The organism is Franconibacter sp. IITDAS19, from assembly GCF_023079515.1.
GTDB classification, from domain to species: Bacteria; Pseudomonadota; Gammaproteobacteria; order Enterobacterales; family Enterobacteriaceae; genus Franconibacter; species Franconibacter pulveris.
Genome location: NZ_JALJCP010000001.1, coordinates 946,311 through 959,683, shown reverse-complemented (window position 1 = coordinate 959,683; position 13,373 = coordinate 946,311). Strand labels below are relative to the sequence as shown.

Genomic DNA, 13,373 nt, shown 5'->3' with positions numbered 1-13,373 from the left:
CCATGGAAATGCAAACGGGGCGCGAACGCCCCGTTATTAAGCAATATATGCACTACACAGGATCAGAAGGTGTAAGTCACACCCGCTGATAACAGACCCGCCCAGGATTTATCCACCATCGGGCTGTCTTTGATCTCGTCGCTAAGACGGGTATAGCGCCCGGAGCCGTAAACTGTCCAGTTATCCGACATACGATAGCTGGCGGTCAGCTCAACATACGGGTTCCAGCCATCTTCTGGATCGTAATCGTCAAGGCCGCTGCGGCGAGACTCGTTGCGGCTCACACCGAAGTAGTACTCGTTCATGTTATCGCTGTTCCACTCCGCGCCGATGCCAGGCGTCAGCGTCAGGTTGCCGTTGGTATAGCGATAAAGCCAGGCGATATCCCAGAGGATGCCGTTGTTGTTATCCAGCGTGTCGCCTGCAAGAGAGGTGCGCAGGAAACCGTACTGCGTGAAGTGCGTGTAGGAAAGGCCCGCCATTAAGGTGGACTTGCGTTTATCCAGACGGCGAAGCTGTTCGTCATCGCTGTCCTTCGGCTTGAACTGGAACGGAAGATAATAGGCCATGATGGAGAGCTTATCCGTCTGGTCGTTCCAGACGTAATAGCCCGCGCCGAGGCCACGAACCCAGAAGTTATCCCCTTCGTAATTGATGACCGGAATAGGCACAACTTTCTGGTCATACTCTTTATAGGGGGTGTCCGCCCAGCCCGCCCCTACGCCAATTGACAGCGGGCCTTCAGCCAGCGCCGCAGCGCTCATTGACGCCATCGCGACGCCTAATGCCAGAAATTTGAATTTGCTCACAATCCATTACGTCCTTTCATCAAATAATCAGCGAAGTGAAGTGTAACCGCGCAACCCCCTCATCCCAAAATTTTTCATCACTCTTTACATCACGCTAAACCTGGCAGGTTTACAAAACATCGTGACAAACGACTTGCAGTTTTATGACTCGTTGATGAATCAGCGCTTTGCCGCTTAAGTTGATAATGAAATGCTAAGGATGAGTTATTGATATGTATTTGAAAATCGCGTAAAGCGCCAGGCAAGTTTTATAAATGCCATCTACGCTTTAACTTAAGAAGGTGCATTACCCTGACCGCAGTAGCACAGCGCAACGCGCAAAAACGCATCAGTTGGCATAAGGGTTGCTGTACTCAGAATACGTCTTCCGGGAGCCTCCACTATTCATATGAACGGCTCTTAAACCTGTGCTAAAACGAAAGGACGGCATGCCATGAATATATTCGATCATTATCGCCAGCGTTATGAGGCTGCCAAGGACGAAGAGTTCACACTGCAGGAGTTTCTTACCGTTTGCCGGCAAGATCGCAGTGCTTATGCCAACGCGGCAGAAAGGCTACTGATGGCCATAGGTGAGCCAGTGATGGTGGATACTGCCCAGGAACCACGGCTGTCCCGTCTCTTTTCGAACCGGGTGATTGCACGTTACCCGGCGTTTGAGGAGTTTTACGGCATGGAAGACGCCATTGAGCAGATTGTTTCATACCTGAAACATGCCGCTCAGGGGCTTGAAGAGAAGAAACAGATCCTTTATCTGCTCGGCCCGGTGGGCGGCGGTAAGTCGTCACTGGCGGAGCGTCTGAAAGCGCTGATGCAGCGCGTACCAATTTATGTGCTGAGCGCCAACGGCGAACGCAGCCCGGTCAACGATCATCCGCTGTGCCTGTTCAACCCGCAGGAAGATGCGCAGATCCTGGAAAAAGAGTATTCGATCCCGCGTCGTTACCTCGGCACTATCATGTCGCCCTGGGCGGCGAAACGGCTGCATGAGTTTGGCGGCGACATCACGAAATTCCGCGTGGTAAAAGTCTGGCCTTCCATCCTTGAGCAAATCGCGATTGCGAAAACTGAACCGGGCGATGAGAACAACCAGGATATCTCCGCGCTGGTGGGGAAAGTGGATATCCGTAAACTGGAAAACCACGCCCAGAACGATCCGGACGCCTACGGTTACTCCGGCGCGCTCTGCCGTGCCAACCAGGGCATCATGGAGTTCGTGGAGATGTTTAAAGCGCCTATCAAGGTGCTGCACCCTCTGCTGACCGCGACGCAGGAAGGCAACTACAACGGCACCGAAGGGATCTCCGCCCTGCCGTTTAACGGCATTATCCTGGCGCACTCCAACGAATCGGAATGGGTGCAGTTCCGTAACAACAAAAACAACGAGGCGTTCCTTGACCGGGTTTACATCGTTAAGGTGCCTTATTGCCTGCGCATCTCTGAAGAGATCAAAATTTACGAAAAGCTGCTTAACCACAGCGAGCTGACCCACGCGCCTTGCGCGCCGGGCACCCTGGAAACGCTGGCCCGCTTCTCGATTCTTTCGCGCCTGAAAGAGCCGGAAAACTCCAGCATCTATTCCAAAATGCGCGTCTATGACGGCGAGAGCCTGAAAGATACCGACCCGAAAGCGAAATCCTACCAGGAGTATCGCGACTATGCGGGTGTGGATGAAGGGATGAACGGCCTCTCGACCCGTTTCGCCTTTAAAATCCTCTCACGCGTCTTTAACTTCGACCATACCGAAGTGGCGGCCAACCCGGTCCACCTCTTCTATGTGCTGGAGCAGCAAATCGAGCGCGAGCAGTTCCCGCAGGAGCTGGCGGAACGTTACCTGGAATATTTAAAAGGCTATCTGATCCCGAAATATGCCGAGTTCATCGGCAAAGAGATCCAGACCGCCTATCTGGAATCCTATTCTGAATACGGGCAGAACATCTTCGATCGTTATGTCACTTATGCGGATTTCTGGATCCAGGATCAGGAGTATCGCGACCCGGATACCGGCCAGCTGTTCGACCGTGAATCCCTGAACGCGGAACTGGAAAAAATTGAGAAACCGGCGGGCATCAGCAACCCGAAAGATTTCCGCAACGAAATCGTTAACTTCGTGCTGCGCGCCCGGGCGAATAACAGCGGCCGCAATCCGAACTGGACCAGCTACGAGAAGCTGCGCACGGTTATTGAGAAGAAAATGTTCTCGAATACCGAGGAGCTGCTGCCGGTAATTTCATTTAACGCTAAGACCTCGACCGACGAGCAGAAAAAACATGACGATTTTGTCGATCGTATGATGGAGAAAGGCTATACGCGTAAGCAGGTTCGCCTGCTGTGCGAATGGTATCTGCGCGTACGTAAATCGTCATAACCACAGCGGTCCGACACAGGCCGCAGGCGTGACCTGCGGCTTTGCTGCGCTGGCATATATGCAGTCTGGGGGAGATATGGCCTATTTTATTGACCGGCGGCTTAACGGTAAAAACAAGAGCATGGTGAATCGCCAGCGCTTCTTGCGCCGTTATAAAGCGCAAATCAAGCAGTCGATTTCCGAGGCCATCAACAAGCGTTCGGTAACCGACGTGGAGAGCGGCGAGTCCGTCTCCATTCCTACGGAAGATATCAGCGAACCGATGTTCCATCAGGGGCGCGGCGGCCTGCGCCACCGCGTTCATCCCGGTAATGACCACTTTGTGCAGAATGACCGCGTGGAACGCCCGCAGGGCGGCGGCGGCGGTTCAGGCAGCGGCCAGGGCCAGGCGAGCCCCGATGGCGAAGGCCAGGATGAGTTTGTCTTTCAGATTTCGAAAGATGAATACCTCGATCTGCTGTTCGAAGACCTTGCCCTGCCTAACCTGAAGAAAAACCAACACCGACAGCTTAACGAGTACAAAACCCACCGCGCGGGGTATACCTCTAACGGCGTGCCGGCCAACATCAGCGTGGTCCGTTCGCTGCAAAACTCGCTGGCGCGCCGCACAGCGATGACCGCAGGCAAGCGCCGCGAACTGCGCGAGCTTGAAGAAAGTCTGGATGAAGTGGCGAAGAGCGAACCCGCGCAGCTGCTGGAAGAGGAGCGTCTGCGCAAAGAGATTGCCGAGCTACGGGCGAAAATCGAGCGGGTGCCGTTTATCGACACCTTCGATTTACGCTACAAAAACTATGAGAAACGACCGGAGCCTTCCAGCCAGGCGGTCATGTTCTGCCTGATGGACGTTTCCGGCTCGATGGACCAGGCCACCAAAGACATGGCCAAGCGCTTTTATATCCTGCTCTATCTCTTCCTGAGCCGGACCTATAAAAACGTCGAAGTGGTCTATATCCGTCATCATACCCAGGCGAAAGAGGTGGATGAGCATGAGTTCTTCTACTCGCAGGAGACGGGGGGCACCATCGTTTCCAGCGCCCTGAAGTTAATGGATGAGGTCGTTAAGGAGCGTTACGATCCGGCGCAGTGGAATATTTACGCCGCGCAAGCTTCGGATGGCGATAACTGGGCTGACGATTCGCCGCTGTGTCACGAAATTCTGGCGAAGAAAATCCTGCCGGTGGTGCGTTATTACAGCTACATAGAGATTACCCGCCGGGCGCATCAGACCCTGTGGCGCGAGTACGAACATTTGCAGGCGACGTTCGAGAATTTCGCTATGCAGCATATTCGCGACCAGGAAGATATTTACCCGGTATTCCGCGAACTGTTCCATAAACAATCGAGCGAAGCCTATAATTAGCATCCAAAGCCAGCGCCAACCCGCTGGCTTTTATTTATCAGCCATTTAAGCGTTGCTCTCTGGCTTATTTAAGCATCGCTAAATAAATGGCAATAATTGGCGTTAAGTTCACCCTGATAATTAATGTTAGTTCAATAACCTGCATAAATAATTGCACCGGTCATTTCATTCGTTATAGTGCTAATTTTTCAGGCTCCATCACGCTGCGCTTCAGGATGATATGCTTCATGCTTCGCCGGATTAATCTCACCTTCAGTCATATGCTGGTTACGCTTTTAGCCATTTTATCCAGTCTGGCGTTGATTCTGGTCGTCGCCCAGACGATCGCATGGCGCCTTAGCGAAGCGAAAGTGGAAGCGTTCAGCACGACCGTGCTTGAGCGTAGCGTTTACCTGTTGCGCCAGGCGCAGGGCATCGCGCAGCAGAACGCCCGCAACGACAATACGCCGCCGTGCAGCGAGGCCGATCTCAGTCGTCTGCGTTCTTTGCTGTGGAATTACCAGTTAATTAAAGATGTGGGACGGGTGAATCAGCAGGGCCTCATTTGTTCTGTTTTATGGGGACGGGTCTCTCCGCCGTTACCGCTTATGCAGAAAGGGGAACCGACAAAACAGCTTGCCGGCGCCACGTTTTTGCATTTGCCCGTGGCGAACGGCGTTGAAGCCACGGCGCTGCGCCGTCACGGGCTTATCGTTTTTCTCTCCCCCTTCGCTTTTTCGCGCTTTGAAAGCGACCCCGACACCGCGTTATTCAGCGCGCTGACCATGAATAAAACGGGCACTGAACGCTATTTTTCCGTCGGCAGGGGCGCAGATGAATTAAGCCAGGCGCTTAACGGGCAAAGCCGCTGGAATTACATCGTCAAAAAAAGCTGCAGCCCGCATTATGATCTCTGCGCCATCGCAGGCTCCCATGCCGCCGGTTTTTTTAACGAGTCGCCGATTATTATTGGCTTTATTCTGTTTATGTCGGTCTTTACCGGCACCCTTATTTCACTGTGCTGGCATTTCTGGCGCAGTAAGAAAACGTCACTCTCCGCGAGGTTACAGCGCGCGCTGGCGCAAGGTCGGCTAAGCCTGGTGTACCAGCCGGTTTTTGAAATACAAAGCGGCACGATGAGCGGCGTGGAAGCGCTGCTGCGCTGGGAAGATGACGATATGGGCGCGATATCGCCCGAGGTGTTTATCCCGCTGGCGGAAGAAACCGGGTTGATGCGCCAGATAACCGAGTACGTCACCGCCAGGGCATTCAGCGAGATGCGCGAGCTAATGCAGCGCCACCCTTTTACGTTAAGTATCAACATAAGCCTGATGGACCTGTTGGCCGATGACTATCTGCATTTTCTTAGCGAACAAGCCCGCCTGCAGGGCGTAACGCCTGGCCGGGTAATTCTGGAAATAACCGAACGCCAGGGCGGAGATCTGGAGAATATGTCCTGCGCTATCGCCCGCTTTAAACGCGCGGGTTTTCTTATCGCGCTGGATGACTTTGGCACAGGGTACTCGACTATTTCCTGGCTCTCACAACTGGACGTGGATGAGATAAAAATAGATAAAAGCCTTAGCGACTCTATTACCACCCACTCGCTGAATAAAACGTTGCTGGTTAATTTGATCTTGCTGCTTAAATCGATGCCGCAGAAAGTTGTCTTCGAGGGGCTCGAAGAAGCGGAACAGGTTAATTATTTACGTTCACATTTCCCTCAAAGCTACGGCCAGGGTTGGTGGTATTCCCGGCCGCTCGATAAAATCTCGCTGCAACAATTTCTTATATCTGATAAATAAAAACAGCAGCCTGAAAGGCTGCTGTTGTTTTCCCACGCTTGAGGATTTACTTACGGTCCTTATCGTGGCTATGCTGCCCCCCTTTTTTGCCCGCTTCGGAAGCGCGCTCAGGGTCGTTTTTAAAGTTGCCGCCGCTGCGCTGGCCGCCCTTGCGGCCCGCTTCAGAAGCTTTTTCGCGGTCTTCGGCAAAGTTGCCCGAACCGCCACGATGTTCTGCCATATCCTACCTCCGGAAACCCGATTTTGTTACCTGGACAGATGACGCATCGATGAAGTCAATAAAGCTTTATTAACCGTCAGGCTGAAGCGTGAAATAAAAGCGCTCGCCGCCGCTCCTTTTTATTGCCGTCCTGCGCCGCTTGCTATAAATAAGAGAGAAACCCTCCTGATTTATTCCGTTACCGTTTTGAATGGCATGCCCGGCCTGCAAAAATAATGTTTGCCCATAGCAAAAGCGTTATTTTCGCCAGCCATTCCACGATAATACAGTTCGCTCAGGTAAGCCAAACGTGTCAGGTCATTTTCTTACGCTCATTTCGCCATCTCTTTTATTTTGGAAGGTATTTTCTTTTGCCCGTTACGGGAATATTGCAAACCTCAGGCGCGCTGCGTATCGTAAACAGCACAATAATCAGTCAGCAACGGACGGAAAAATAATGACAGACAGAGGCGTGGCGGTGCATGAACAACTGGTGGAGTTGCTAAAAGATAACGAAGCGCGTTATCGGGTAATGGAACATGAGCCAATGGGCAAATGCGAAGCGGTTTCACTGCTTCGCGGCACCGCCCTGGGCCAGGGCGCTAAGGCGCTGGTATGCAAGATCAAGGGCAACGGCGTAAAGCAGCACGTGCTGGCGATTCTGGCAGCAGACCAGCAGGCGGACCTGACCTTATTGGCGCAACATGTCGGCGGGCTGAAAGCCTCCCTCGCAAGCCCGGCAGAGGTGGATGCGCTAACGGGCTGCGTCTTTGGCGCCATTCCACCCTTCAGCTTCCACCCGAACCTGAAGCTGGTCGCCGACCCGCTTATTTTCGAGCGGTTTGATGAAATCGCTTTTAACGCCGGTCTGCTGGAAAAATCCATTGTCATGGATACCGCCGACTACCTGCGTATCGCCCGCCCGGAGCTGGTGGCATTTCGCCGCAGCTAATCGCTTAACGCTGCAGCGCGAATCGATAAAAACCCCCGCTGCGGCTTTTCTGTGTTTCTCTTAAAAAGGCTCAGCAAGGAGCTGGTATGTTTGACAGCACGCTGCTGATTTTGCTGGCGCTGGCGGCGCTCGGCTTTATCAGCCATAACACCACGGTTGCGATTTCCGTTCTGGTGTTGATAGTCATCCGCATGACGCCGCTGCAGCAGGCGTTTCCGTGGATCGAAAAACAGGGGCTCACCCTGGGCATTATCATTCTTACCGTCGCCGTGCTGGCCCCCATCGCCAGCGGCACGTTACCCGCCTCCACGCTGTTTCACGCTTTCCTGAACTGGAAGTCGCTGGTGGCTATCGCGGTGGGGATTTTTGTCTCCTGGCTTGGCGGGCGCGGCATCACGCTGATGAGCGGCCAGCCCACCATTGTCGCGGGTCTGCTGGTGGGCACCGTATTAGGCGTGGCCCTGTTCCGGGGGGTGCCGGTCGGGCCACTGATCGCTGCGGGGTTAGTCTCTTTACTGATTGGTCGCCAGTGAACGGCGCGAAAAGCGTCGTGAAACCAGCAGGCCGAGCGCGCTGCACAGCAGGTAATAGACCACGCCGGTAAAGATAAACAGCGCCGCAGGGTAGACCTGCACGCGGTTATTAACCTGCCCGGCGACGGTGGTGAGCTCCGGCACGTTGACGATAAAGGCGAGCGACGTGTCTTTCAGCAGCGCGATAAGCAGCCCGATATACGACGGCAATACATTGCGCAGCCCCTGCGGCAGCAAAACAAACCGCAGCATCTGCCCGCTGCTGAACCCGCCCGCCAGCGCCGCTTCGCGCTGGCCTTTCGGCAAGGCTTCCAGCCCGGCGAGCGTGGTATGCATCACCGAAGCGGAAGTAAACCAGGCCAGCGCCAGCGTTACCGTCACCGCCCCCGGCATCTCTCCCCCCGTTAGTATCGGCAGCAGAAACCAGAGCCAGAAGATAACGAAGATGAGCGGAATGCCGCGGATTAACTCTGCCCACACGAACAAACCTCGCCGCACCGCGCCGCCGTAGCGCCAGGCCAGACAGGCAAGCGCGATGCCGCCGGGAAAGGCCAATAACGCCGCGCCGAGGGTCATCAGCAGCGTCAGCAGCACACCGCCCGGCTCCCCTTGCGCCATCCGGCCCCACAGCAGGTAGTCCAGGTTATCGGCGATTACCGTGATGTTTTCCATCATGCCGCCCTCCCTTGCTTACGTTCGCCGCCTGACGGGCCAAACCAGGCAAAAAGCCAGCCCATCGCCAGCCCGAGCAGCAGGTAGAGCGCCGTGCCGATGGCGAACGCCTCCAGCGCGTGGGCGTTGTAGCTTTCAATCTGCCGCACCTGGTAAGTGAGCTCGGCAAAGCCGATGCCGGTTGCCAGCGAAGAGAGCTTCATCAGGTTGAGGTATTGCCCCACCACCGGCTGCCAGGCGTTGCGCAGCCCCTGCGCCAGCAAAATCCAGCGAAAAATCGCCAGTTCGCTAAACCCCTGCGAGCGCGCCGCTTCAACCTGCCCTTTTGCGACAGCCTGAAGCCCCGCGCGGATCTCCTCTACCAGAAAAGCCGCGCTAAAGAGCCCCAGCGCCCATGCCGTGCAGAGAAACTCCGGCGTAAACCACCAGACATCGCCGGGCAAAATGCTCCACGCATGCTCATCGTTAACCACCCCGCGAAACGCCTGCGGAAGAAAATTCCAGGCGGCGAAATACCAGAACAGCAGTTGCACCAGCAGCGGCGTATTACGAAACAGCGAGACCCATGCCGCCACCAGCCCGCGTCCTGCCGCCCCGCCAGCCAGCCGCAGCGCCAGCAACAGCACGGTAAGCAGGGTGGCGAGCAGCATGCCCGCAAGCGTTACCCAGAGGGTGGTAAGAAAACCGGAAATAAGCCACTGCAACGGTTGCCCGCTCAGCACGCCATGCCAGTCAAGGTGCAGATTCATGCGAGGTCCTTACGCTCCAGGTGCAGCGGGTCGAGCACTTTTTGCAGGAAGCGCTGCGCGCGAGGATGCGCGGGAGCGGTGAAAAACTGCTGCGGCGGCGCCTGCTCCAGGATCTCCCCGCCATCGATAAACACCACCCGGTCGGCGATTTCCCGCGCAAACTGCATCTCGTGCGTTACCACAATCATGGTGATGCCGCTGTGGGCCAGCGTTTTCATCACAAAGAGCACCTCGCCTATCATCTCCGGGTCGAGCGCTGAGGTCGGCTCGTCGAAGAGAATAATTTGCGGCTCGCTGGCGAGCGCCCGCGCGATGGCCACACGCTGCTGCTGTCCGCCGGAGAGCTGTGCGGGCAACTCGCCGGCTTTATCCTGCAAGCCTACCTGCGCCAGCAGGCCAAGCGCTCTCGCTGTCGCTGCCTGCGGCTTCCAGCCATGGACATGGGTTAACGCCAGCGTGACGTTCTCCAGCGCCGTCAAATGCGCGTAAAGGTTGAACTGCTGAAAAACAAAGCCGACGCGGCTTCGCAGCGCGCGCAGCGCCCGTCCGCTCAGCCCGCGCGTGGGTTTGCCGTCGATATAAATCTCCCCTTCGCTTAGCGGCTCAAGCTGATTAATCAGCCGGATGAGGGTCGATTTACCGGAGCCGGAAGGGCCAAGTATCGCCACCACTTCGCCCGGGTTAACTCTGAGGTTGATGCCGTTCAGCACCCGGTTGTCGCCGTATCGTTTAGTCGCGTCGCGAAACTCAACGCTTGCCTGCTGCAAATGCGAAAAATCCGCGGCTCGGGCCGCGGACTGAGAAAAAAACGCCATATTACTTCGCTTCTATTTTGAAATTACGCGGTTGCGGCGTTTTGGTCGCAGGGCCGAACCAGGTATCGTAAATCTTCGCCGCTTCGCCGCTCTGTTCAAGCTTCACCAGCTCGTCATTCACCGCTTTCAGCAGCGCCGGCTCGCCTTTTTTCACCCCTACGCCGATATCCTCTTTGCTGAGCAAATCCGGCAGGATTTTAAACTGCGCCTTGTCCGGCGCTTGCGCCAGCAGCCCCGCCAGAATGGTGCTGTCCTGGGTGATGGCCTGCACATTGCCGTTGCGCAGCGCCGTCAGCGCCAGCGGGATGTCGTCATAAGAGAGGACGCGCGACTGCGGGAAGCGCTGATGCAGCGCCTGCTCGCCCGTGGTTCCCTTCACGGCGCCGATACGGGCTTTGCTGTAGGCATCAAGCTTATCGGGCGACCGCGCCGGCACCAGGAACTGCTGACCGGTCACAAAATAGGGCGTAGAGAAATCGACCACCTGCGCCCGTTCCGGCGTAATGGTGATATCCGCAACGATGAGATCCGCCTTGCCGGACTGCAGCAGCGGGATACGGTTCGCCGGGTTGGTTGCCACCAGCTCCAGCTTCACGCCGAGGCTTTTCGCCAGCGCGTTTGCGAAATCGACATCGTAACCAACAATGTTATGGGTTTTGGGGTCAATCGAGCCAAACGGCGGGTTGGCGTCAAAGGTCGCCACTTTTACCACGCCCGCTTTTTTAATTTCGGCGAGCTGGTCGGCCTGCGCTGCGCCGGTGAAGCCCGCCAGCGCCAGCAGGGCCAGCGCCACGATCTTTTTCTGTGTGTTAAGTACGGCTGCCATAGGTTTTCCTTGATATCCCTGTAGTTATTACGTCCTCTCTACGTTCCCACAGCGCGCGGTATCCTGGAAATTCCTTAATCGGCAATAGATATGCGCAAATGTTATTAAGCGCAACGGCTCAAAAGGAAACGCTTATGGCAGGGCGCAAAGCAGCATAACCCACTGCCAGACGGAGAAAACTTCCCCGGCTGGCAGTCGTTTTTTATGAAAAAGAGGACAGCGCCTGCGTGTCGCGCAGATAACGCCCCGGCGTCTGGCCCAGCGCTTTTTTAAACATAGTGATAAACGCAGTGGTGGAGTCATAGCCCAACGCCTGCGCCACCTGAGTGACCTGTTGACCATTAATCAGCAACCGCAGCGCGACGATGAGCTGTAGCTGCTGGCGCCAGCGGCGAAAGTTTAACCCGGTCTCTTTCACCACCAGACGGGCCAGATTACGCTCGCTCATGGCGAACTGCGCCGCCCATGCGGCAAGCGTACGCCGGTCGTCCGGCCGCGCCGCCAGCGCTTCGACCATGACGCGAATTTTAGGGTGTCGGGAAACCGGCAACTGGAGTTGCTCAACCGGCTGGCGGGGAAGCTCATCGAACAGCACCTGCACCAGCCGTGCGGTCTCCCCGGTATCGCTCTGTGTTTTACGACGCTCTGCAAGCGTCAGGATAAGCTCGCGCACCAGCGGGGAGACTTTCAGAGTGCAGCAGGTTTCAGGCAGCTTAACCGCGCCCGGTTCGATAAACAAAAAGCAGAGCCGGGCCTGCGCCGTAGCCCGGTTGCTGTGGGCAAGGCCGCCCGGCAGCCAGACCGCGTACTGCGGTGGCACCATCCAGACGCCCTGCTCCACTTCGCAGGCGATGCCGCCGTGCAGCGCCAGGATAAGCTGCCCTTTACGGTGCTGGTGAAAGGGGATCTCTTGCTCGCTTTCTCCTACGCGTATGCGAAACGCCACCGCCAGGTCGTGGTGAAGGTCCGGGTTGTACCCCTCAAGTTCTAATCCCTGTTCCATTGCGCTTGTCCGAATTTAGCGATTATCTGGCATTTTAGCTTGATTCCATTCAGGCGAAGAAGCGCTATGCTCTGCATCTCGTTTTTTTGCTGAGAAAGCCTGATGACTTCCACGACGCTTGCCCGTCCCCGCGCCCTGCTTTTACTGGCGGGCATTTTGACTCTCGCCACCACGCTTCGCGTGACGTTTACCGGCGCGGCGCCGCTGCTGGACGCCATTCGCGACACGTTTACGCTCTCTACCGCCAGCACGGGCGTGCTGACCACGCTGCCGCTGCTCGCCTTCGCCGTGGTTTCGCCGCTGGCGGCAGGCCTGGCGCGCCGCTTTGGCATGGAGCGCAGTTTATTTGGCGCGATGCTGCTGATTTGCGCCGGCATCGCGCTGCGCTCAACGGGCGGCGCGGCCGGGTTATTCCTTGGCACCGCCGTCATCGGCTGCGGCATTGCGATTGGCAACGTCCTGCTGCCGGGCATGATCAAGCGCGATTTTCCAGGCCAGGTGGCGCGGCTCACCGGCGCCTATTCCCTGACGATGGGCGCGGCGGCGGCGCTGGGTTCGGCGCTGGTGGTACCGGTGGCCGCGCTCGGTTTTGGCTGGCGCGGCGCGTTACTGGCGCTGATGGTCTTTCCGTTGCTGGCGATGCTGCTGTGGCTGCCGCAGCTGCGGCAAAAAAGCGCCTCGACGGTGCGCGGCCCGGCGCCGCGTGAACAGCGCGCGCTCTGGCGCTCGCCGCTCGCCTGGCAGGTAACGCTCTTTCTCGGCCTTAACTCGCTTATTTATTACGTGGTGATAGGGTGGCTGCCCAGCATGCTGATAAGCCAGGGCTACAGCGAGGCGCAGGCCGGTTCGCTGCACGGCGTGTTACAGCTGGCGACGGCGGCGCCCGGTATCGCGGTGCCGATTATCCTCTCGCGTTTGCGAGACCCGCGAGGCCTCGCCGTTGGCGTATCGCTGCTTTGCGCGGTAAGCGCGCTTGGGCTGTGGTTAATGCCGGGTCATGCCAGCCTGTGGGTTGTGCTGTTCGGGTTTGGCTCCGGCGCGACCATGATCCTGGGCCTGACATTCATCGGCCTGCGCGCCAGTTCAGCGCATCAGGCGGCGGCGCTTTCGGGTATGGCGCAATCGGTGGGCTATCTGCTGGCGGCGGGCGGCCCGCCAGTCATGGGGAAACTGCATGATTTACTGGCAAGCTGGAGCCTGCCGCTTATCCTCTGCGCGCTGCTGTCGATAATCATGGCGATCTTTGGCGCGTTAGCCGGACGCGACAGAGAGATTCACGTCGGCTAACCGGGCCAGGGGCGCG

General features: G+C 56.8%; 13 protein-coding genes. 6 read left to right on the top strand and 7 right to left on the bottom strand.

What is annotated here, in order from left to right; genetic code table 11:
* Positions 1-62 precede the first annotated feature (62 nt).
* Entirely contained in the window at positions 63-809 is a 747-nt protein-coding gene (locus tag MT962_RS04710; RefSeq protein WP_024558035.1) for a MipA/OmpV family protein, read from the bottom strand.
* 433 nt (positions 810-1,242) lie between these two features.
* On the opposite strand from MT962_RS04710, the gene yeaG reads away from it, so the two are divergent.
* The 3 genes from yeaG (at position 1,243) to MT962_RS04695 (ending at position 6,321) form a co-directional block, all read left to right on the top strand.
* Entirely contained in the window at positions 1,243-3,177 is a 1,935-nt protein-coding gene (gene yeaG, locus MT962_RS04705; RefSeq protein WP_024558034.1) for a protein kinase YeaG, read from the top strand.
* Between the two features lie 58 nt (positions 3,178-3,235).
* A complete protein-coding gene (locus MT962_RS04700) occupies positions 3,236-4,537 on the top strand; it encodes a YeaH/YhbH family protein (RefSeq protein WP_071788488.1) in 1,302 nt (433 codons plus the stop codon).
* Between the two features lie 227 nt (positions 4,538-4,764).
* Entirely contained in the window at positions 4,765-6,321 is a 1,557-nt protein-coding gene (locus MT962_RS04695; RefSeq protein WP_247364768.1) for an EAL domain-containing protein, read from the top strand.
* A gap of 46 nt (positions 6,322-6,367) precedes the next feature.
* On the opposite strand, the gene MT962_RS04690 is transcribed toward MT962_RS04695, so the two are convergent.
* Entirely contained in the window at positions 6,368-6,541 is a 174-nt protein-coding gene (locus MT962_RS04690) for a general stress protein (RefSeq protein ID WP_024551796.1), read from the bottom strand.
* Between the two features lie 436 nt (positions 6,542-6,977).
* Between MT962_RS04690 and MT962_RS04685 the strand changes: the two genes are divergently transcribed.
* Both MT962_RS04685 and MT962_RS04680 read left to right on the top strand, forming a co-directional pair.
* Positions 6,978-7,472, top strand: coding sequence for a YbaK/prolyl-tRNA synthetase associated domain-containing protein (locus MT962_RS04685; RefSeq protein WP_024558032.1), 495 nt, complete (start codon positions 6,978-6,980; stop codon positions 7,470-7,472).
* An 86-nt stretch (positions 7,473-7,558) separates the two neighbouring features.
* Entirely contained in the window at positions 7,559-8,005 is a 447-nt protein-coding gene (locus tag MT962_RS04680; protein ID WP_024559598.1) for a DUF441 domain-containing protein, read from the top strand.
* Here the strand turns inward: MT962_RS04680 and MT962_RS04675 are convergent.
* The 5 genes from MT962_RS04675 to MT962_RS04655 all read right to left on the bottom strand — a co-directional run bounded on the left by MT962_RS04675 (position 7,985) and on the right by MT962_RS04655 (position 12,070).
* Entirely contained in the window at positions 7,985-8,680 is a 696-nt protein-coding gene (locus tag MT962_RS04675; protein ID WP_247364767.1) for an amino acid ABC transporter permease, read from the bottom strand. The genes MT962_RS04680 and MT962_RS04675 overlap by 21 nt on opposite strands.
* Positions 8,677-9,426: an amino acid ABC transporter permease gene (locus MT962_RS04670; protein WP_024559596.1), complete on the bottom strand. Its 750-nt coding sequence runs from the start codon at positions 9,424-9,426 to the stop codon at positions 8,677-8,679. Before MT962_RS04670 ends, MT962_RS04675 begins: the two co-directional genes overlap by 4 nt.
* Positions 9,423-10,241: an amino acid ABC transporter ATP-binding protein gene (locus tag MT962_RS04665; RefSeq protein WP_188723328.1), complete on the bottom strand. Its 819-nt coding sequence runs from the start codon at positions 10,239-10,241 to the stop codon at positions 9,423-9,425. The genes MT962_RS04670 and MT962_RS04665 overlap by 4 nt, the downstream gene beginning before the upstream one ends.
* A gap of 1 nt (position 10,242) precedes the next feature.
* The gene (locus MT962_RS04660; protein WP_024558027.1) at positions 10,243-11,067 is read right to left on the bottom strand and encodes an ABC transporter substrate-binding protein; all 825 of its coding nucleotides are present in this window, start codon (positions 11,065-11,067) and stop codon (positions 10,243-10,245) included.
* A 202-nt stretch (positions 11,068-11,269) separates the two neighbouring features.
* A complete protein-coding gene (locus MT962_RS04655) occupies positions 11,270-12,070 on the bottom strand; it encodes a helix-turn-helix transcriptional regulator (RefSeq protein WP_024558026.1) in 801 nt (266 codons plus the stop codon).
* A gap of 102 nt (positions 12,071-12,172) precedes the next feature.
* Here MT962_RS04655 and MT962_RS04650 point away from each other — a divergent pair, with 102 nt between their 5' ends.
* Positions 12,173-13,357, top strand: coding sequence for a CynX/NimT family MFS transporter (locus tag MT962_RS04650; protein WP_024558025.1), 1,185 nt, complete (start codon positions 12,173-12,175; stop codon positions 13,355-13,357).
* Positions 13,358-13,373 lie beyond the last annotated feature (16 nt).